Genomic DNA, 19879 nt, shown 5'->3' on the forward strand with positions numbered 1-19879 from the left:
ACTCATCAGCTTGTTCTGCGTCGTCCGGGACACGCAGGCGATACATCCCCCATAAAGGCAGCATCCCACCCCTCGGGTAATGGCCTTCGGGACCTTCGCGGGCCGATCGCCCGACGGCGGCAGGTGGCGCGGCGATGAGCTCCCAGACACTCCCCGCCCGGGATGCGCGGATTCCCGATGATGCCCTGGATGCTTCGCCTGAAGACGTGATAGTCCCTGCCGATCAGATCACCGTTGACTTGGCGGAGGACGGCATTATCGAGGTCACCCTGCCACCGAACAGCGTGGTCCGCTCACCCGAAGCCCAGGCGGCCGCGGCGGCCGTTCGTATGTTTGCGGACGGACGGCGGCTCCCGCTTCTGCTCAGGGTGACCGGAGTACTGTCCGTCACCGACGACGCGCGCCTGACCTACACGAATTCCGTGGCTATTTCGGCCTGCGCCCTCTTGGGGGAGAGCCCGGTGGACCGGGTGATTGCACACTTTCTCCTTCGCGCGAAGCCAGGCTCCCTTCCGGGACGGTTCTTCACGTCCGAGGCGGAAGCCCGTGACTGGTTGAGAGAGCACCACCGTGAATCATGAGCCCCAGGACCCGCGGCTGCTTGCCCTCGTTGAAGGGGTGGTCCGGATCGCGGACGGAGACCTCAGCACGAGGATCCCGGTCTCCGGCCCGCGGGACGAAGTGGCTGCAGTCATCACCGGGATCAACCTCATGGCCGACGATCTTCAAGCCATTTACCAGGAGCTCGAGGAGCGGGTCGAAAGCCGGACTGCCATGCTGCGCGAGGCCCAGATCGAACTCGAAAGGATGGCGCTCACTGATCCGCTGACCCAGTTGGCGAATCGCACGGCACTCGAAAGGGCGCTGAACCATGAACTCGTCGAATCCGAGCGGGGTGAGCTCCCGCCCGCGTTGCTCGTTTTGGACTTGAACTCATTCAAGGGGATCAACGACACTCTGGGGCACGGCGCCGGGGATACCGTCTTGAAGGTTACCGCCAGGCGCTTGCTCGCAGCGGTCCGCGACACTGACATGGTGGCGAGGCTCGGCGGGGACGAATTTGCCGTGATGCTGCCCAAATCCAATGCGGCGCATGCGCGTGGCGTTGCCAAGCGGATCCTTCGGGCCGTGGGTGAGAGCATCGACATCGGCGAAGTCCGGATCATCTGTGGAACGAGCATCGGGCTCCGGGTCGCCGAACCAGGGCAGTCCGTGGACGACCTCGTCATGGAAGCCGACACGGCGATGTATGCGGCAAAGGCCGAGCAGGGGAGCAGCGTCAGGGTTTTCGAACCGGCTTTGTTGTACGCGCGCCGGCTCCAAGGACTCATGATCTCGGAACTGCGTGAAGCCATCCGGACAGATCAGCTGGTCCTCCATTTCCAGCCTGTTGTCGAGTTGGCCTCGGGGCGGATTGAAGGCGCTGAAGCGCTGGTGCGGTGGAACCACCCCGATAGGGGATTGTTGATGCCGGATGCATTCATCCCGTTGGCCGAGGAAACCGGCATCATCATCGATCTTGGCTATTGGGTTCTCCGGCGGGCGATGCAGCAATTGCGCGAGTGGCAGGACGGTCCGGGCATGGACGAAGACTTCAGCATGCGGGTCAATATCTCCACCACCGAATTGCAAAGCCTGGAATTGATCGAGCATGTGCGGGAAGTGCTCGCCGAAACCGGAGTGGAGGCATCCAAGCTGGTCATCGAGCTCACGGAGTCAATGGCCGTGAACGGAAGCGACATCGACAAATACTCTCTGACCGGCCTCCGGCGACTCGGTATCCGGCTGGAAATCGACGACTTCGGGACTGGCTATTCGTCCATCAGCTACCTGCGCAGCCTTCCCGTCAACGTGGTCAAGATTGACCGCTCCCTCATCCAAGGGCTGGGCACGGACGACAAGGAGCGGGCCTTTGTGGCGGCTGTTCTCCAGCTCATTCACGCCTGCGGGATGCAGGCTGTTGCCGAGGGTATCGAAACGGCGGAGCAGGCGGCTGAGCTTGCCCGCCTGGGCTGCGCCAGTGGCCAAGGGTATTACTTTGGCCGGCCCATGGCGGCGGATAAATTCGCGGAACTGTTGCGAGGCACCTGAGCATGCCTCCTCCCGGCAACGGAAGACGGGCAGCGGAAAGGCACCGGACCTTAGGTCCGGTGCCTTTCAGGTATTGCTAGTTGGAGGGAGTGGAGTTGGTGGCGGAGTTCGGCCACCAGCCAGTCGCCTGAGGCGAACCCTGAGTGGTGGAGTTCGGCCACCAGCCAGTGGCCTCTGCCGAGTTCTGGGTGGTGGCGTTGGGCCACCAGCCGGTGGCCTGGGCCGAATCCTGTGCGAAGTTGGGCCACCAGCCGGTAGCCTCCGCCGAGTTCTGTGCGAAGTTCGGCCACCAGCCCGTGGCTATGGACGAATCCTGTGAGGGGCTCTGGCTGCTGGCGGACACAGCTGCCGAGCCGGTAATTCCTGCGAGCAAGATTGCTGCTGCCGCGAGGAGCGCGGCGAGAGTTCTTTTCATGCGAAAGCTCCTGATGATATGTGACTGATGCGACTGGAGTGAACGAAGTGAAGCACGCTCATTATAAGAGTAACGACACGCCGTGTCATCAGTGTCCGTCCGGACGGTGGAGAAACATGCTAAACGCTCGCCCGAATCATGGGCGGAGTGTCTCAGGGACATAATGGAGCCATGGGAGAAAAGAAGGTTGCGCCGTCGTACGCCGCTGCGGAACTGCAAGCGAGGGGTCACCGGGCCAGCCATGACTTCGCCAAGGCTGCCGATGGTGCGCGCTCGGCCGCCGATATTGCCCTCGATGAGGGCGATTCCGCCGGATGGTGGAACATGACTTTCCTTCAAGCAGAGAATCTTCTCGACGCAGGTGATTTCGCTGCCAGCACTGCGCTGGCGAGATCCCTTTCCGAGGCATCGTTGGCTGAGGCCTCACCCCAGCACCGGGCCCGGGCACTCATCTTGATGGCGAACTCCCTTCGGGGCGAAGGGCTGTTGGAGATGGCCACCTCGGCTGCGGCGTCGGCAGTTGGACTGGTCGATGATGACGCAGACATGGAAATCGACGTCCATGCGCGGCAGGCACTGATCGCCGCGTTTGGCGAGTCCGGCAAACTGGAGGAGGCGTGGGAGGAGTGCCTGTCCCTCTCGGCGAGAATTTCTGATGAAATGGATGACCAGTTGGCCGGCAAGGCGTACTGGGTCATCGGGAATGTGGCGTTCCTCTGCGACAAGGTAGCTGAAGGCCTCCACTACCATGAGCTTGCCGCGGAAACCTTTTCCCCTTCGCGGAACCTTGATGTCTGGGCCAAGTTCAACAAAGCCTCGGCCGCGATGAGGCTGGCCGCTGAAGTGGCCGATGCGGCCACCCTTCGGTGCATTGAACGGGCGGAGCTTGCCACGGATGTCGTCGGCGGCAGCGAAGAGGAAATTCTCCTGCTTCGCCTCAACCGCGCGCATTGGAACTACCTGGCAGGAGACGCCGGGGCGGCGCTTGAGCTGCTGAACGAAATCAGTCGCAGCGCTGACCAACTGCCCGCGCAGATGGCAGGCGAGGTATTCCTCTTGATGGCGCGGGCCCAAGCCGGTACCGGGAACAAGCAGGCGGCGAAAGAAAGCCTGGTCGAAGCGGCCGATCGCTTCGAGAAAGCCGGCGCCCACCAGCGTGCCCTCCAAGCCCGGGAGATGCTTGAGCCGGGGGCCTGATTCGGAGGCCCGATTCTGGGCCGGGTTAGCGCGTGCGGGCGTTGGCTGCGTTCGGCGCTTCTGCTAGGCGCTCTTCGAACGCCGCCGCCCCACAAACACAGCCGCGCCGCCGGCCGCAAGGCTCAGCAGGAACAGTACCCAGCCCACAACGGTGAGCGTGGAAGCCAAAGCCACCTGGCCGGCGTCGGGCGTTGCCGATCCCAGCGCGGCGTCCACCGCCACGTTGCTCCACAAACGGACCACGGCGAACAGCAGGGGAGCAGCCCACAGCGTCCAGCGCAGTGCCTTTCCGGCCACATTGGTGCCGATGAGCAGAAGCCAGGTGAAACCGAAGATCAGCGGAAACAGGGTTCCGGCGGTCTTGTGGATGTAGCTGAGCTGTCCGCGGGCGTCGTCCGTCATGGCGCCATGCAATTGGTGGACGTAATCGGTGGAGAACCCGCCGATGAGGGAATCGGGCATGGCCATGCCGCCGGACAACTGGGTCATCTGGTTCAGGGTCAGCAGGTGCACATACCAAAACAGGAAAAGGCTGGCCACGACCCCGGCAATCACTATGAGGCGGCCGTTGTTCTGGGCCTTCTCGGGCGACCGCTGGGTGGTGGGATTGATCACCGACGGCAAGTGGTGCTGGGGGAGAGCGGCATTGGCGCCGTGCTTCTTGATGCGTTGGGCTGGGGTCTTGGCCATGTCATTCATTATCCCGCCACATAAGCTGGACCCATGACCACTGGCAGGCACTCCGCCACAGAACTTGATCCATCGCTCGACGACTACGAACTCGCTGCCGCCCTGGTCCGGGAAGCCGGGCAGCTTGCCCTGCTGATGCGGATGGGCGGCCTGCAAGGCGAACGGAAGACCTCGGTTTCGGACGTGGTGACCGCCGCGGACCATGCGGCCGAGGCCTACGTCCTTGAGCAACTGCGCCGTTGCCGCCCCGACGACGGCATCCTGGGTGAAGAAGGAAGCTCGGTGGCTGGAAGAAGCGGCCGCACCTGGGTGATCGATCCCGTGGACGGTACCTACAATTTCCTGCACGGCTCCACCTATTGGTGCTCCGCGATCGCCTTGAAACGCGAGGGCACGGCATCACCCGGGACCGCCTCGGATGCCGACGTCATTCTCGGGGCCATCTATCAACCGGAGCTCGACAAGCTTTGGACCGGCGGCGAAGGGCATCCCGCGACCCTCAACGACGAACGGATTCCGGGACCGTCGGGTGCTGCCCTAAGTGAACTCGGTGCCGCGACCTACATCCACCCCACGTGGCTCGCCGATCCCCGAGCCGCCATGCCCTGGCATGCTGCAGCGGTGTCGGCAGCTTCATTGCGCATGTTCGGTTCCGGCTCTTGCGATCTCGGCCGGGTGGCCGACGGCGAACTGGGCTGCTGGTTCCAACACAGCTGCCCCGAGTGGGACTGGCTCCCCGGCAAGGCGATCGTCCGCGCGGCCGGCGGGGACACCGACGTCGTGCGCGTCAACGGCCTGGACTGGTTCCTCGCGGGGGGCCCGACGGCGGTCCGGGAGTTGCGTGCGGCGCTCACCTCGGTGCCGCAATTCGCTTGAGGATGCGCCTCCCTTGGCAACCGCACTGTCCTGCTCGTTTACGGGACCCGTCCGGAGGCCATCAAGATGGCGCCGCTGGTCCAGGCCTTGCGTGCAACCGGCCGTTACAAGGCGCCAGTAGCAGTGACCGGGCAGCATGCCGCGGGGCTGGCGGCGTTCTACCAGGGAATTCCGGTGGTCCACCTCAAGGCCGGACTGCGCAGCGGCAACCTGAATTCAACCTTTTCAGAGGAAGCCGGCGACCCAACGAACTCGTAGCTCCCAAGAAGCATGATTGGGAGGGCACTTCGGAGCCGCGGTATTTTCCGACCGAACACTTTTTTGACGCAGCCCGGGGAAGGACATGCGGGTCCATCAGTGTCAGGGCCACCGCCTAGACTGGTAAACACCATGGATATGTTGTTTGACCCGTACGCTGATGGCCCCTTCAAAGCGGCAAGCCGAGCTGCCACCAAAGCCGCTCCGGCCATGCTTTCACGCGCCGGAAGCGGCGCTGCGCCCGGTGGTAGTGCGCCCGGTGGTAGTGCGCCCGGTGGGGGTGCGTCCTGGGCCGGCAAGCCCGGCGGTGGGCAAGACGGCGGCCACTCGGGCCTGCCGTCTGCGGAGGCGTTGCTCGAAGGGTTGAACCCCCAGCAGGAGGAAGCCGTCAAACATGCCGGCAGCCCTTTGCTGATCGTGGCCGGGGCCGGTTCGGGCAAAACCCGCGTGCTGTCGAACCGCATTGCGTACCTGATCGCCACCAGGCGGGCCCATCACGGCGAGATCCTGGCTATCACCTTCACCAACAAGGCGGCCGCGGAAATGCGGGAACGCATCGAAGCCCTGGTGGGTGCCCGTGCCAAGTCCATGTGGATCTCGACGTTCCACTCCTCCTGCGTGCGTATCCTGCGCCGTGAAGCTACCAACGTGGGGCTGAACTCCAACTTCTCCATCTACGATTCCGCAGACTCCCTGCGGCTCATCACGCTCGTAGCGAAGAACCTGGACCTCGATCCCAAAAAGTTCGCGCCCAAAGCGATCCAGCACAAGATCTCGGCCCTCAAGAACGAGCTCATCGATGACGACGCGTTCGCCTCAAGCGCCAACTACAACGAACCCTTCGAACAAGCCGTTGCCGAGGTCTTCAAGGGCTACACCCAGCGCTTGCGCCAGGCCAACGCCATGGACTTCGACGACCTCATTGCGCAGACCGTCTACATGTTCCGGGCCTTCCCCGCGCTCGCGGAGTCCTACCGCCGTCGATTCCGCCACGTCCTCGTGGACGAATACCAGGACACCAACCACGCACAGTACGCATTGGTCCGCGAAATCGTCGGTGAGGGTCCTCAGGCGAGCGAGCTGACCGTCGTCGGCGACTCCGACCAATCCATCTACGCGTTCCGCGGTGCGGACATCCGCAACATCGTCGAATTCGAGAAGGACTACCCGGAAGCCCGCACCATCAAGTTGGAGCAGAACTACCGCTCCACCCAGAACATCCTGAGCGCGGCGAACTCCGTTATTTCGCGCAACCCCAACCGCCCGGACAAGAAACTCTGGACGGCCGAGGGCGACGGCGAGAAGATCATCGGCTACGTAGGCGAGAACGAGCACGACGAAGCCCAGTTCATCGCCAAGGAGATTGACCGGCTCCAGGACGAGGAAGGCCTGCGTCCCGGCGACGTCGCCATTTTCTACCGCACCAACGCCCAGTCCCGCTCCATTGAAGACGTCCTGGTCCGCGTCGGACTGCCGTACAAAGTGGTGGGCGGCACCCGCTTCTACGAGCGCAAGGAAATCAAGGACGCCCTCGCGTACCTTCGCGTCCTGGTGAACCCGGACGACGACGTCAATTTGCGTCGCGTCCTCAACGAACCCAAGCGGGGAATCGGTGATCGTGCCGAAGGCGCCGTCGCGGCGCTCGCCGAGCGCGAACGCACGTCGTTCATGACTGCGGCGCGCAAGGCGGACCAGGCTCCCGGCATGGCCACCCGCTCCGTGAACGCGGTCCTAGGCTTTGTGAAACTCCTGGATGACCTGGCCGAAGTGGCTTCGGGTTCCGGGGCTGCGGCAGCTTTGGAAGCAGTACTGGAACAGACCGGGTACCTTGCCGGGCTCCGCGCCAGCACCGATCCGCAGGACGAATCCCGCGTGGAAAACCTCGCCGAACTCGTGGCGGTGGTGCGGGAATACGAGCGCGACAACCCCGAAGGCTCACTGGGTGAATTCCTGGAGCAAGTCTCCCTCGTAGCCGACGCCGACCAGATCCCGGACGCTCCCGAAGGATCCTCCGAGGACGCAGCCGCCGCCGTCGCAGAGGCCAAGCGGATGGGCGTCGTCACGCTCATGACGCTCCACACGGCCAAGGGCTTGGAATTCCCCGTTGTCTTCCTGACCGGTATGGAACACGGACTTTTCCCGCATCAGCGGTCCGCAACCGATCCCAAGGAACTGGCGGAAGAGCGTCGCCTGGCCTATGTGGGCCTCACCCGTGCACGGAAGCGCCTTTACGTGACCCGCTCGGAAGTTCGCAGCATGTGGGGCCAGAGCCAATACAACCCTGCCAGCCAGTTCCTCGAGGAGATCCCTACCGGTCTCGTGGAGTGGAAACGCGAGGGCACCTCCCGCCAAATGAGCGGCTGGGGGAACGCCCCCATCGGTTCCGGGCGTTACGGGGGCTCCTTCTGGGGTGCCGGAACCTCGCGCGGGGCCGCAGCCAGCGATACGGCGGGCTTCAACGCGGACGTGCCGGCCGCCGTCGTACGCAATCGTGTCCAGCCGCAAAAGGAAGTGGTCGCCGTCGTCGTGGGGGACAAAGTGAACCACACGAGCTTCGGCAACGGCACCGTGATCGGCGTCGAAGGCGCCGGGGACAAGACCGTGGCGAAGGTGAAGTTCGACGTCGGCGAGAAACGGCTGCTCTTGCGTTACGCGCCGCTGACCAAACTGGATTCGTAGCGGCTCTTGAAGCCGGAAAACCGCGTCATATAGGGGTTTTTCTACGGTCGATAGAAGTGTGTGCTTACTCACTTAACAGGTACTGTAGAACCGGCTGGCCTCCCCGGGGGGCTAAAGTTCGAGAGGAACTTGCGCAATGTGACCGGCTGCTTGGCAGCCGTTCGATGCGCACCTATCCGCAGCCGGTTTTCGCGGTCACCGTGGTTTCCGGCTGTACAGAAACTACTTCGACGTAGAAGGACACTAAACCGTGGACCTGTTTGAATATCAGGCGCGCGATATGTTCGAAGCGCACGGTGTACCCGTGCTCGCCGGCATCGTGGCGCACACTCCTGAAGAAGCAAAGGCTGCTGCCGAGAGCATCGGCGGCGTAACCGTCGTCAAGGCGCAGGTAAAGGTCGGTGGCCGTGGCAAGGCCGGCGGTGTCAAGGTCGCAAAGTCCGCTGACGAAGCGCTTGAACACGCCACCAACATCCTTGGCATGGACATCAAGGGCCACACCGTCAACAAGGTCATGATCGCCCAGGGCGCCGACATTGCTGAGGAATACTACTTCTCCGTCCTGCTGGACCGGGCCAACCGCAACTACCTGGCCATGTGCTCGGTTGAAGGCGGCATGGAAATCGAGCAGCTTGCTGTTGAGCGCCCCGAGGCCCTCGCCAAGGTCGCCATCGATCCCGCCGTCGGTATCGACCAGGCCAAGGCCGACGAAATCGTCGCCGCTGCCGGTTTCTCCGAAGAACTGCGTGGCAAGGTTGCTTCCGTCATCCTGAAGCTCTGGGACGTCTTCAAGAAGGAAGATGCAACCCTTGTTGAGGTGAACCCCTTGGTCAAGACCGGCGCTGGCGACATCGTTGCCCTTGACGGCAAGGTCTCGCTCGACGAGAACGCCGGCTTCCGCCACGTTCACCACGGTGAACTTGAGGACAAGGACGCAGCCGACCCGCTCGAGGCCAAGGCCAAGGCTCAGGACCTCAACTACGTGAAGCTTGACGGCTCGGTCGGCATCATCGGCAACGGCGCCGGTCTTGTGATGTCCACCCTCGACGTCGTCGCTTACGCAGGCGAGAACCACGGCAACGTCAAGCCGGCCAACTTCCTGGACATCGGCGGTGGAGCTTCCGCTGAGGTCATGGCCGCTGGCCTGGACGTCATCCTTGGTGACGAGCAGGTCAAGAGCGTATTCGTGAACGTCTTCGGTGGCATCACCGCGTGCGACGCTGTGGCAAAGGGCATCGTCGGTGCACTGGCCGAGCTTGGCTCCAATGCCAACAAGCCGCTGGTTGTCCGCCTCGATGGCAACAACGTCGAAGAGGGCCGCCGCATCCTGGCCGAGGCCAACCACCCGCTGGTTACCCTGGCAGCCACCATGGACGAGGGCGCCGACAAGGCCGCCGAGCTCGCCAACGCAGCGAAGTAAGGGACGCAAGACTATGTCTATCTACCTCAACAAGGACTCCAAGGTCATCGTCCAGGGCATCACCGGCGGCGAAGGCACCAAGCACACCGCCCTGATGCTCAAGGCCGGCACCAACATCGTCGGCGGCGTCAACGCCCGCAAGGCCGGCACCACGGTGCTGCACGGCAACAAGGAAATCACCGTCTTCGGCACCGTCAAGGAAGCCATTGCGGAGACCGGCGCCGACGTCTCGATCGTCTTCGTTCCGCCGGCATTCACCAAGGCCGCCGTAGTTGAAGCCATCGAAGCAGGAATCGGCCTGGTTGTTGTCATCACCGAAGGCGTGCCGGTTCAGGACTCCGCCGAGTTCTGGGCACTCGCCCAGGCCACGGTGGACGCTGACGGCAAGCAGATCACCCGCATCATCGGCCCGAACTGCCCCGGCATCATCACCCCGGGCGAAGCCCTGGTTGGCATCACCCCGGCAAACATCACGGGCAAGGGCCCCATCGGCTTGGTCTCCAAGTCCGGTACCTTGACCTACCAGATGATGTACGAACTGCGCGACCTCGGTTTCTCCACCGCGATCGGCATCGGTGGCGACCCCGTCATCGGCACCACGCACATCGACGCCCTGGCCGCGTTCGAGGCTGACCCGGAGACCAAGGCAATCGTCATGATCGGCGAAATCGGTGGCGACGCCGAAGAGCGCGCAGCCGACTTCATCAAGGCAAACGTCACCAAGCCGGTTGTCGGCTACGTTGCAGGCTTCACCGCCCCCGAGGGCAAGACCATGGGCCACGCAGGCGCCATCGTCTCCGGTTCCGCGGGTACGGCACAGGCCAAGAAGGAAGCTCTCGAAGCTGCAGGCGTGAAGGTCGGCAAGACGCCGTCCGAGACCGCCAAGCTCCTCCGCGAGGTCTTCGCAGCCCTCTAGCAATGCCCCGCGCAGGGTTTCCGCGCGATTGAAGTACGGCGGCGCCCGTCACCTTCCACGTGAAGGTGACGGGCGCCGTCGTTGTTTAACCGTTGGGGTCCGGGCGGGTCGGCACCGACGCTCGCTCACCTTTGAAGGCTTTTCGCCCAACGCTCGCCCACCTCTAGTGAGCGAGCGTTGGCGGTTAAGGCCATATAGGTGAGCGGGCGTCGGTGGGGAGGGGCGTCATTGTCGCTAGAGCTTGTGGCGCGATTCGATAGTTTGTTAGTATGTCAGGACAAACTATCAAAGGAGAGCAGATGCCCCTCGTCCGCATTGACGTCAACGAAGGCCGCACGCCGGAGCAGCTCGGCGAACTCAGTCGGCGAATTCATGATGCCATCCTTGCCGAGTACGGCATCCCCGAGCGCGACTACTTCCACATCATCACCGAGCATCCCGTGGGCCAGATCGTTGCGCAGGATGCCGGACTCGGCTTCGAGCGAAGTTCCGGCGTGGTCATGATCCAGATCTTCACCCAGGTCGGTCGAAGTCGCGAAGCCAAGCAGTCCTTGTTCGCTGCGATCGCCGCCCGGCTCGGCGAGATCGGCGTCCCTGGGGAGGATGTCTTCCTGGGGTACGTCGAAAACACTGCCGATGACTGGTCCTTTGGCTTCGGCAGGGCCCAGTATGTCACTGGCGAGCTTGCCGTTCCCGCGCCGTAACTCGGGCGTTTGGAGCGGATTTAGGTCCATATCACTGCGCAGTTTAGGCCATTACGTTTCGTTGTAAATATGTCAGTACAAACCTTTGACAGGACATGAATTCTGGTGCAAAGTAGTGGTTGTGGCCCCGCTCACTGCGGGCCGGCAAAAGCACTGGAGCTCTCACCGTCCCGCAAGAAGAGTTCACTACAGAAAGGTCCGCGATCACCGTGACCCACGAACTGCTCACCATCGGGCGCATCAGCGTTGATATCTACCCGAACGACATCGGTGTGGGACTGGAGGACGTGCAGTCCTTCGGTAAGTATCTGGGCGGCTCGCCGTCCAACGTGGCCGTCGCCGCCGCCCGCCACGGCCGCCGATCCGGCGTGATTACGCGCACCGGTGATGACCCCTTCGGCATTTACCTGCACCGCGAACTGCGCAAGTTCAAGGTCGACGACGTGTTCGTCACCCCGGTGCCGGGCCTTCAGACCCCGGCCACGTTCTGCGCGATCCAGCCTCCGCACGATTTCCCGCTCTATTTCTACGGCCGTTTCCCGACGGCGCCGGACCTGCAGATCAAGGCCGAGGAACTGGACCTGGAGGCCATCAAGGACGCCGGCATCTTCTGGTCCACCGTGACCGGTCTCTGCCAGGAACCGAGCCGCTCGGCCCACCTCGCGGCCCACGAAGCGCGCCCCCGCACCGGACTCAAAGAGAGCCAATACACCATCCTGGACCTGGACTACCGGCCGATGTTCTGGGCTTCCGAGGACGAGGCCCGGGCCGAGGTCGCCAAGATCCTGCCGCACGTCACGGTGGCCATCGGCAACGACAAGGAATGCGCTGTCGCCGTAGGTGAAGGAACCCCGGACGAGCAGGCTGATCGCCTCCTCGCGGCCGGCGTCGAGATCGCGGTCGTCAAGCTCGGCCCCGAAGGCGTCATGGCCAAGACCCGTACCGAACGCGTCGTTTCCGCGCCGGTCCCGGTGGAGACCGTCAACGGCCTGGGCGCGGGCGACTCCTTCGGCGGGGCCTTCTGCCACGGATTGTTGTCCGGCTGGCCTTTGGCCCAGGTCCTGGACTACGCGAACGCCGCCGGCGCGATTGTCGCCTCACGCCTCTCGTGCGCGGACGCGATGCCGACGCCGGAGGAGGTCACCTCGTTGCTCGCCGAACGCGGCCGCCTGACGCCCGCCGGCACCGACGCAGCAGCTTCCCACGCGCCAGTTTCCGAAGGAGCAACACGTTGAGCTTCAATGACGACCCCCGCCGTTACGAGCACCTGAGTGCCATCCGGCTTGAAGATCCCGACGCCGTTGCCCGCGCCGCCGCCGCACGTCGCCGCCACCCGGGGCTGAAGTACGGGACCCAGAACTTCATCGTCGCGGCCGACCACCCGGCCCGCGGCGCCCTCTCCGTCGGCTCGGACCCGGTGGCCATGGCTGACCGCCGGGAACTACTGGACCGCTTGCAGATCGCTTTGGCGAATCCCGCCGTCGACGGTGTGCTCGCGAGCCCGGACATCATGGACGACCTGCTCCTGCTGGGGGCACTTGAGGGCAAGCTTGTCTTCGGTTCGATGAACCGAGGCGGGCTGGCCGGACTGGTCAACGAGATCGACGACCGTTTCACGGGCCATACCGCAGCGGCCCTGGACGCCCTGGGCGCCGACGGCGGGAAGATGCTGACCCGGATCTGCCTCGGGGACCCGGACACCGCCAACATCCTGGAAGCCACGGCCAAAGCCGTCGACTCCCTCGCCGCGCGCAAGCTGATCGCCATGGTGGAGCCTTTCCTGTCTGTCCGGGAGGCGAACGGCAGGGTCCGCAACGACCTTTCCCCGGATGCCGTGATCAAGTCGATCGCGATTGCCGAAGGACTGGGCTCGACGAGCGCCTACACGTGGATGAAGCTGCCTGTCGTGGCCGAGATGGAACGCGTCATGGCGGCCACCACGCTGCCCACGGTCCTGTTGGGTGGGGACCCGGATGCGGGCCAGGACGAGGTCTTCGCCAGCTGGCAGGCCGCCCTTGCCCTGCCGGGAGTCCAGGGATTGACCGTGGGCCGGACCCTTTTGTATCCGGCCGACGGGGACGTGGCCGGGGCCGTTGCCACCGCCGCCTCGCTCTTGAAGACGCCAGAGCTGCTGAAGACACCTGCGAAAGTATCGGAGTAAGAGTAATGTCAACGCGCAGAATGACGGTCGCCCAGGCGGTTGTCGAGTTCCTGTCCAAGCAGTACACGGTGGACACCGTCGGCGGGAGCGAGTACCGGGAACGCCTGATCCCGGGCACCTTCGGGATCTTCGGACACGGCAACGTCGCCGGTGTGGGGCAGGCCCTCAAGCAGTACCAGCAGCTCGATCCGAGCATCATGCCGTATTACCAGGGCCGCAACGAGCAGGCCCAGGCGCACCAGGCTGTCGGCTACGCCCGGCACACCCGCCGCCGCCAGACGTTCGCGATCAGCACCTCGATCGGCCCGGGTTCCTCGAACCTGCTGACCGGCGCGGCGCTGGCCACCACCAACCGGCTGCCTGTCCTGCTGCTGCCGTCCGACACCTTCGCCACCCGGGCCGCGGACCCGGTGCTGCAGCAGCTCGAGCTGCCGTACGCCTACGACATCACGGTCAACGACGCCTTCCGTCCGCTGTCCAAGTTCTTCGACCGGGTGTCCCGGCCCGAGCAGTTGTTCTCGGCCTTCCACCATGGCCTGCGCGTCCTGACGGACCCGGCCGAGACCGGCGCGGTCACCATTTCGCTGCCGCAGGACGTCCAGGCCGAAGCCTTGGATGTCCCGGAGGAATTCCTCGCCGAGCGTGAGTGGCGGATCCGCCGCCCCGAGGCCGACGACGACGACATCCGCCGCGCCGCCGAGGCCATCCGTGCCGCGAAGCGCCCTTTGATCATCGCCGGCGGCGGCGTCCTGTACGCCTTCGCGAACGAGGAACTCGCCACGTTCGCCGAACTGACCGGAATCCCGGTGGGTAACACCCAGGCCGGCGTCGGCGTCCTTCCGTGGGACCACAAGTTCTCGCTCGGAGCCATCGGCTCCACGGGCACGACGGCGGCGAACGCCATCGCGGCCGAAGCTGACTTGATCATCGGAATCGGTACCCGTTACGAGGACTTCACGACGGCGTCGCGCACTGCTTTCCAGAACCCCGACGTGAAGTTCGTCAACATCAACGTGGCCGCGATCGACGCGTACAAGCACGGCACCGTACTGCCGATCGTCGCCGATGCCCGCAAGGCCCTCGTCAAGCTCAACGCAGCCCTCGGCGGCTACCGTGTCGGCGCGGACCTCGAGCAAACGATCGCGGCCGAGAAGAAGCGCTGGAACGGCATCGTGGATGAAGCCTTCGATACCCGGCACACCCCGCTGCCGGCCCAGAACGAGATCATCGGCGCCACCAACCGGGCCATGGATGAGCAGGACGTCGTCATCTGCGCCGCCGGCTCCCTGCCGGGCGACCTGCACAAGATGTGGCGTGTCCGGGATCCGTTCGGTTACCACGTCGAATATGCCTACTCGTGCATGGGTTACGAGATCCCCGGCGGCTTGGGCGTCAAGCGCGCGGCCCTGGCCGAGGCCGCTGCAGACGGCAAGGATCGCGACGTCGTGGTCATGGTGGGGGACGGCTCCTACCTGATGATGCACACCGAACTGGTCACCGCCGTCGCCGAACGCATCAAACTGATCGTGGTCCTTATCCAGAACCACGGCTACGCCTCGATCGGCTCGCTTTCCGAGTCGCTGGGCTCGCAGCGCTTCGGCACCCAGTACCGCGTCCTGGACAAGGAACAACACTCCTTCGACGCCGGCGAGAACCTGCCCATCGACCTGGCCCTCAACGCCGAGTCCCTCGGCGCGAAAGTCATCCGGATCGAACCGGGGGAGAAGGTCATCGCCGAACTCGAACAAGCTATCCGCGACGCGAAAGCAGCACCGGAAGACAGCGGACCGATCGTGATCCACGTCGAATCGGACCCCCTGCTGGACGCCCCGAGCTCCGAATCCTGGTGGGACGTTCCCGTTTCGCAGGTCTCCGAACTCGAATCCACCCAGCAGGCCTACCAGACGTACACAGACCACAAGAACCGCCAGCGCAAGCTGCTCGGCTAGACCCCCTCAAGCTCTCTTCAAGCACCAGACAAGGAAGTCCGCACATGTCGACGACGACCACACTGACCACCATCAAGCATTTCATCAACGGTGTAGAAACCGCCGGCGAAGGCGACCGGAGCCAGCCGGTCTACAACCCGGCCACCGGCGCCGTGACCGCTCAGCTGCGGCTCGCGAACCGGGCGGACCTGGACGCCACCGTTGCCGCAGCCAAGGCCGCGGCCGAGAAGTGGGGCGATTTCTCCCTGGCCAAGCGCACGGCCGTGCTGTTCACGTTCCGCGAACTCGTCGCTGCCCACGTGGACGAGCTCGCCGCCCTGGTCACGGCCGAGCACGGCAAGGTCATCTCCGACGCGAAGGGCGAGATCGGCCGGGGCCTCGAAGTGATCGAGTTCGCCTGCGGTATCCCGACCCTGCTCAAGGGCGACTACTCGGACCAGGTCTCCACCGGCATCGACGTGTTCTCCTTCCGCGAGCCCCTCGGCGTCGTCGCCGGCATCACCCCGTTCAACTTCCCCGTCATGGTCCCGCTCTGGATGGCGCCGATGGCGATCGCCACCGGCAACGCCTTCATCCTCAAGCCCTCGGAGCGGGATCCCTCCGCCTCGATGCTGCTGGCGAAGCTGTGGAAGCAGGCCGGGCTGCCCGACGGTGTGTTCCAGGTCCTGCACGGGGACAAGGAAACCGTCGACGGGCTGCTGACCCACCCGGACGTGGACGGGATCTCCTTCGTCGGCTCCACCCCGATCGCCCAGTACGTCCACGAAACCGCCACCAAGCACGGCAAGCGGGTGCAGGCCTTGGGCGGTGCGAAGAACCACGCGATCATCATGCCCGACGCCGACCTGGACAACGCCGCGGACCACCTGGCCGCCGCCGCGTTCGGGTCCGCCGGGGAACGCTGCATGGCCATCTCGGTCGCGGTCGCCGTCGGCGACGCCGCAGAGCTGCTCGTCAAGAAGGTCGAAGAACGTGCGCTGGCCGTGAAGGTCAAGAACGGCACCGAGCCCGACGCCGAGATGGGCCCCGTCATCACCCCGGCTTCCAAGGAACGCATCGTGCGGATCGTCACCGAAGCCGAAGCCGCGGGCGCGGCGATGGTCGTGGACGGCCGCGATTTGGTGGTCCCCGGCCACGAAGAAGGCTTCTGGGTCGGCCCCACCGTGATCGACCACGTCAAGACCGAAATGACCGCCTACACCGAGGAAATCTTCGGACCCGTCCTCGTCGTCGTCCGCGTCGAGGACCTCGATGAAGGCATCAAGCTGATCAACTCCAACCCTTACGGCAACGGCACCGCGATCTTCACCTCCTCCGGCGCCAACGCCCGCACGTTCCAGCGCTCCGTCACCGTGGGCATGGTCGGCATCAATGTCCCCTTGCCGGTACCCGTGGCCTACCACTCCTTCGGCGGCTGGAAAGCCTCGCTCTTCGGCGACAAGCACATCTACGGACCCGAAGGCGTCTCCTTCTACACCCGCGGCAAGGTCATCACCTCCCGCTGGCCCGAACCCACCCACGCCTCCGGCGCCTCCTACAACTTCCCCTCCAACTAGTCGCCACCCAACTGACTCGCAATAGATGTCGTTTTGGGCCCTCATAACGACAACAAATGCGAGTTAGTTGGGCTGCGGCCCCCGGTGGGGAGCAATCAACGTTAAGGATTGAGCAATGACAGAGAACAAACTCATCATCGGCACGGCCCCGGACTCCTGGGGCGTCTGGTTCGCGGATGACCCCAAGCAGACCCCGTGGGAACGCTTCCTGGACGAAGTGGCTGAGTCCGGCTACAAGTGGATCGAGCTGGGCCCCTACGGATACTTGCCGAACGACCCTGCCCGCCTCGCCGAGGAGCTCAAGCAGCGTGACCTCAAGGTCACGGCGGGAACGGTCTTCACGGCCTTCCATCGCGGTGCCGCACAGTACGAGGAAGCCTGGGAGCCGGCACGCAAGGTGGCTGAGCTGACTGCAGCCATGGGCGGCGAACACATCGTGGTCATTCCGGCGATGTGGCGCGACGACGTCACCGGCGAGGCCGTGGAGAGCGGGGAGCTGTCCCAGGATCAGTGGAACGATCTGTTCGCCGGCCACAACCGCATGGGCAAGGTGTTGCTGGAAGACTTCGGCCTCAAGCAGCAATTCCACTCCCACGCAGATTCCCACGTCGGCGCCCAGTCGGATATCGAGCACCTGCTCGCCGAGACCGATCCCCAGTACCTGAACCTGTGCCTGGACACCGGGCACGCGGAATACTGCGGAGCCTCCAGCCTGGAACTGATCAAGAATTACCCGGACCGCATCRGCTACTTGCACCTGAAGCAGATCAACCCGGATGTCCTGAAGAAGGTCAATGAGGAAAACATGACCTGGGCGGCAGCCAACCTGGCGGGCGTCATGACCGAACCGCCGAACGGACTGCCGGATCTTCGCGCCGTCATCGAAGCCGTTGAAGGACTTAACCGCCCGATCTTTGGCATTGTGGAACAGGACATGTACCCCGTGGCCTTCGACGTCCCGATGCCCATCGCCAAGCGCACCCGAAACTACCTGCTCTCGTGCGGCTCCCGCACGACTGTCAACTAACGCTGCCTCTCAAGCACAAACAACCAAGGACAGAAACAATGACTGACATTCTCCGCGTGGCCGTCATCGGCGCAGGCCGCATGGGCGCCGACCACATCAAGCGGCTCAGCACCCGCATCCACGGCGCCGAGGTGGCCGCCGTCGTCGACGTCGACCTCGCCCGTGCGCAGGCCGCCATCGCAGGGATCGACGGCGCCGTCGCCCTCGCCAGCGCCGATGATGCCCTCAACAACGGCGACGTCAACGCCGTGCTGATCGCGACGCCCGGTTTCCTGCACGAGGAAATCCTGTACAAGGCACTGGAGAAGGACTTCCCGATCCTCTGCGAGAAGCCGCTCACCCCGGATGCCGAGAGCGCGTGGAAGGTTGTCCAGGCCGAAACGGCAACCGGCCACAAGCGCATCCAGGTGGGCTTCATGCGCCGCTTCGACGCCGAATACGCCGCCTTGGGTTCCGTGATCCGCGATCGTGAACTCGGCGAGCTGCTCATGCTCCACCACCAGCACCGCAACCCGGACACTCCTCAGGGCTTCACCAACGAGATGCTCATCAACGACTCCGTGGTCCACGAATTCGATGCCATCCGCTTCTTCACCGGTGAGGAAATCACCTCCGTGCAGGTCCGCCTGGGCAAGGCGACGCGCAACGCCCCGAACGGCCAGCACGATCCCCAGCACGTCCTGATCGAGACCGAGTCCGGCGTCCTGGCCGACGTCGAAATCTATGTGAACGCGAAGTTCGGCTACGAAGTGGCCACCCAGGCCTCCTTCGAGGACGGCATCGTGAGCATCGGTGGCGACGGCGGTCCTTACGTCCGCAGCGCGGGCCGCTGGGGCGGCAAGGTCACGCCCGGCTTCGAAGAGCGCTTCGGTGCCGCGTACGACGTCGAGGTCCAGGCTTGGGTTGACGCCGCCCGCCGCGGCGAAATCGGCGGCCCCACCGCCTGGGACGGCTATGCCACCGCTGCGTGCTGCGAAGCCGGCGTTGAGGCCCAGAAGTCGGGCGAGAAGGTCGCGGTACAGCTCAACACCAAGCCTGAGCTGTACAAGTAGGAGTGGCCATGAAGATTGCCCTCGATCCCACCCCGTTCCACCACAGCCACGGCCTGCTGGAGTTTCCGCGGCTGGCCGCCGACCTCGGCTACAAGTACCTCCAGCTGACCCCGCACGCGGACTTCATCCCGTTCTTCAACCACCCGAAGGCCGACGACGAACTTGTGGGCCAGCTGAAGAAAGCCTGCAAGGACGCCGACGTCGAGATCGCCTCGGTGCTCCCGGTGCTGCGTTGGTCCGGACCCGACGAAGACGCTCGCGAGGCCGCTGTCCGTTACTGGAAGCGCGCCATCCGGATCACGGTCGATCTTGGCGTGCAGACGATGAATACCGAATTCAGCGGCCGCCCGGAAAAGGCGGAGGAGTCCGAAAGGGCCTTCTACCGTTCCATGGAAGAGCTGCTGCCGATAATCGAGCGCGAAGGCCTGGACGTCCTCATCGACCCGCACCCGGACGACTTCGTGGAGGACGGACTCGCCGCGCTGCGTGTCATCCGTGGCGTGAATTCGCCCAACATCGGTATGGTCTACGTTGCCTCCCACACGTTCCACATGGGCAACAAGCCGCTCGACATCATGCGGGCCGCGGGGGACAAGCTGCGCTTGGTCCACGTGTCCGACACCATGGACCACCACGCCTCCCACGGGCTGCGCTACATCACCAACCCGCCGGGAAACGCCGTGCGCGTCCACCAGCACCTCAAGATCGGCGACGGCGACGTCAACTGGGACGAGTTCTTCGGCGGACTCAAGGAAATCGGCTTCCTGGACAAGGACAACACGGTCATGGTGTCCAGCGTCTTCGCCGAGGACGACAATGCCAACGAGGTGTCCCGCTACCAGCTGGAGACCATGGGCAAATACATCGCGAAGGTCCAATAAGGGGGGC

The 19879-nt window shown here is 64.3% G+C and carries 17 protein-coding genes and 1 pseudogene; 16 read left to right on the top strand and 2 right to left on the bottom strand.

All coding sequences use genetic code 11. The features are described 5' to 3' along the window. Positions 1-134 precede the first annotated feature (134 nt). Both AB4068_RS04450 and AB4068_RS04455 read left to right on the top strand, forming a co-directional pair. Positions 135-581 carry a DUF7793 family protein gene (locus AB4068_RS04450; RefSeq protein ID WP_441432768.1) on the top strand — a complete coding sequence of 149 codons (447 nt, stop codon included), beginning with the start codon at positions 135-137 and terminating at the stop codon, positions 579-581. Further along, positions 571-2091: a putative bifunctional diguanylate cyclase/phosphodiesterase gene (locus tag AB4068_RS04455; RefSeq protein WP_284989638.1), complete on the top strand. Its 1521-nt coding sequence runs from the start codon at positions 571-573 to the stop codon at positions 2089-2091. The genes AB4068_RS04450 and AB4068_RS04455 overlap by 11 nt, the downstream gene beginning before the upstream one ends. Before the next feature lie 76 nt (positions 2092-2167). Here AB4068_RS04455 and AB4068_RS04460 read toward each other — a convergent pair whose 3' ends face one another. Further along, positions 2168-2506, bottom strand: coding sequence for a hypothetical protein (locus AB4068_RS04460; RefSeq protein ID WP_306962957.1), 339 nt, complete (start codon positions 2504-2506; stop codon positions 2168-2170). Between the two features lie 171 nt (positions 2507-2677). On the opposite strand from AB4068_RS04460, the gene AB4068_RS04465 reads away from it, so the two are divergent. Then, positions 2678-3703 (top strand): hypothetical protein, encoded by a 1026-nt coding sequence (locus AB4068_RS04465; RefSeq protein WP_332601700.1) that lies wholly within the window; start codon positions 2678-2680, stop codon positions 3701-3703. A gap of 63 nt (positions 3704-3766) precedes the next feature. Here the strand turns inward: AB4068_RS04465 and AB4068_RS04470 are convergent, their stop codons facing one another. Beyond that, on the bottom strand, positions 3767-4393 hold the full coding sequence (locus AB4068_RS04470; RefSeq protein ID WP_284989641.1) for a hypothetical protein: 627 nt from the start codon (positions 4391-4393) through the stop codon (positions 3767-3769). A 33-nt stretch (positions 4394-4426) separates the two neighbouring features. On the opposite strand from AB4068_RS04470, the gene AB4068_RS04475 reads away from it, so the two are divergent. The 13 genes and pseudogenes from AB4068_RS04475 to AB4068_RS04535 all read left to right on the top strand — a co-directional run bounded on the left by AB4068_RS04475 (position 4427) and on the right by AB4068_RS04535 (position 19872). After that, positions 4427-5269, top strand: coding sequence for an inositol monophosphatase family protein (locus tag AB4068_RS04475; protein ID WP_284989642.1), 843 nt, complete (start codon positions 4427-4429; stop codon positions 5267-5269). A 66-nt stretch (positions 5270-5335) separates the two neighbouring features. Next, positions 5336-5506: pseudogene (locus AB4068_RS04480) on the top strand (UDP-N-acetylglucosamine 2-epimerase); the annotation flags it as partial. Between the two features lie 153 nt (positions 5507-5659). Continuing rightward, complete coding sequence (gene pcrA / locus AB4068_RS04485) at positions 5660-8206, top strand: DNA helicase PcrA (RefSeq protein ID WP_441432769.1); 2547 nt, start codon at positions 5660-5662, stop codon at positions 8204-8206. A gap of 250 nt (positions 8207-8456) precedes the next feature. Then, on the top strand, positions 8457-9626 hold the full coding sequence (gene sucC, locus AB4068_RS04490) for an ADP-forming succinate--CoA ligase subunit beta (RefSeq protein WP_284989644.1): 1170 nt from the start codon (positions 8457-8459) through the stop codon (positions 9624-9626). A gap of 13 nt (positions 9627-9639) precedes the next feature. After that, on the top strand, positions 9640-10542 hold the full coding sequence (sucD, locus tag AB4068_RS04495) for a succinate--CoA ligase subunit alpha (RefSeq protein ID WP_284989645.1): 903 nt from the start codon (positions 9640-9642) through the stop codon (positions 10540-10542). A gap of 299 nt (positions 10543-10841) precedes the next feature. Then, positions 10842-11246 carry a tautomerase family protein gene (locus AB4068_RS04500; protein ID WP_441432784.1) on the top strand — a complete coding sequence of 135 codons (405 nt, stop codon included), beginning with the start codon at positions 10842-10844 and terminating at the stop codon, positions 11244-11246. 209 nt (positions 11247-11455) lie between these two features. Then, complete coding sequence (gene iolC / locus AB4068_RS04505) at positions 11456-12481, top strand: 5-dehydro-2-deoxygluconokinase (protein ID WP_441432770.1); 1026 nt, start codon at positions 11456-11458, stop codon at positions 12479-12481. After that, complete coding sequence (locus tag AB4068_RS04510; RefSeq protein ID WP_307052785.1) at positions 12478-13407, top strand: Cgl0159 family (beta/alpha)8-fold protein; 930 nt, start codon at positions 12478-12480, stop codon at positions 13405-13407. The genes iolC and AB4068_RS04510 overlap by 4 nt, the downstream gene beginning before the upstream one ends. A 20-nt stretch (positions 13408-13427) precedes the next feature. After that, positions 13428-15356, top strand: coding sequence for a 3D-(3,5/4)-trihydroxycyclohexane-1,2-dione acylhydrolase (decyclizing) (gene iolD / locus AB4068_RS04515; RefSeq protein WP_441432785.1), 1929 nt, complete (start codon positions 13428-13430; stop codon positions 15354-15356). 44 nt (positions 15357-15400) lie between these two features. Continuing rightward, positions 15401-16912, top strand: coding sequence for a CoA-acylating methylmalonate-semialdehyde dehydrogenase (locus AB4068_RS04520; RefSeq protein WP_441432771.1), 1512 nt, complete (start codon positions 15401-15403; stop codon positions 16910-16912). Between the two features lie 115 nt (positions 16913-17027). Further along, the gene (locus AB4068_RS04525; RefSeq protein WP_441432772.1) at positions 17028-17939 is read left to right on the top strand and encodes a sugar phosphate isomerase/epimerase family protein; all 912 of its coding nucleotides are present in this window, start codon (positions 17028-17030) and stop codon (positions 17937-17939) included. 38 nt (positions 17940-17977) lie between these two features. After that, a complete protein-coding gene (locus AB4068_RS04530) occupies positions 17978-18991 on the top strand; it encodes a Gfo/Idh/MocA family protein (protein WP_284989650.1) in 1014 nt (337 codons plus the stop codon). Between the two features lie 8 nt (positions 18992-18999). Continuing rightward, the gene (locus AB4068_RS04535; RefSeq protein WP_441432773.1) at positions 19000-19872 is read left to right on the top strand and encodes a sugar phosphate isomerase/epimerase family protein; all 873 of its coding nucleotides are present in this window, start codon (positions 19000-19002) and stop codon (positions 19870-19872) included. Positions 19873-19879: the final 7 nt, after the last annotated feature.

This window comes from Arthrobacter sp. 2RAF22 (assembly GCF_052115325.1).
Taxonomy (GTDB): domain Bacteria; phylum Actinomycetota; class Actinomycetes; order Actinomycetales; family Micrococcaceae; genus Arthrobacter.

Bases quoted from the DNA above. Each gene is read 5' to 3' on its own strand.
- iolD (WP_441432785.1), top strand. From the start codon at position 13,428: ATGACGGTCGCCCAGGCGGTTGTCGAGTTCCTGTCCAAGCAGTACACG.
- AB4068_RS04475 (WP_284989642.1), top strand. From the start codon at position 4,427: ATGACCACTGGCAGGCACTCCGCCACAGAACTTGATCCATCGCTCGAC.
- AB4068_RS04470 (WP_284989641.1), bottom strand. From the start codon at position 4,393: ATGGCCAAGACCCCAGCCCAACGCATCAAGAAGCACGGCGCCAATGCC.
- sucD (WP_284989645.1), top strand. From the start codon at position 9,640: ATGTCTATCTACCTCAACAAGGACTCCAAGGTCATCGTCCAGGGCATC.
- AB4068_RS04450 (WP_441432768.1), top strand. From the start codon at position 135: ATGAGCTCCCAGACACTCCCCGCCCGGGATGCGCGGATTCCCGATGAT.
- AB4068_RS04500 (WP_441432784.1), top strand. From the start codon at position 10,842: ATGCCCCTCGTCCGCATTGACGTCAACGAAGGCCGCACGCCGGAGCAG.
- pcrA (WP_441432769.1), top strand. From the start codon at position 5,660: ATGGATATGTTGTTTGACCCGTACGCTGATGGCCCCTTCAAAGCGGCA.
- AB4068_RS04465 (WP_332601700.1), top strand. From the start codon at position 2,678: ATGGGAGAAAAGAAGGTTGCGCCGTCGTACGCCGCTGCGGAACTGCAA.
- AB4068_RS04520 (WP_441432771.1), top strand. From the start codon at position 15,401: ATGTCGACGACGACCACACTGACCACCATCAAGCATTTCATCAACGGT.
- AB4068_RS04530 (WP_284989650.1), top strand. From the start codon at position 17,978: ATGACTGACATTCTCCGCGTGGCCGTCATCGGCGCAGGCCGCATGGGC.
- AB4068_RS04535 (WP_441432773.1), top strand. From the start codon at position 19,000: ATGAAGATTGCCCTCGATCCCACCCCGTTCCACCACAGCCACGGCCTG.
- AB4068_RS04460 (WP_306962957.1), bottom strand. From the start codon at position 2,506: ATGAAAAGAACTCTCGCCGCGCTCCTCGCGGCAGCAGCAATCTTGCTC.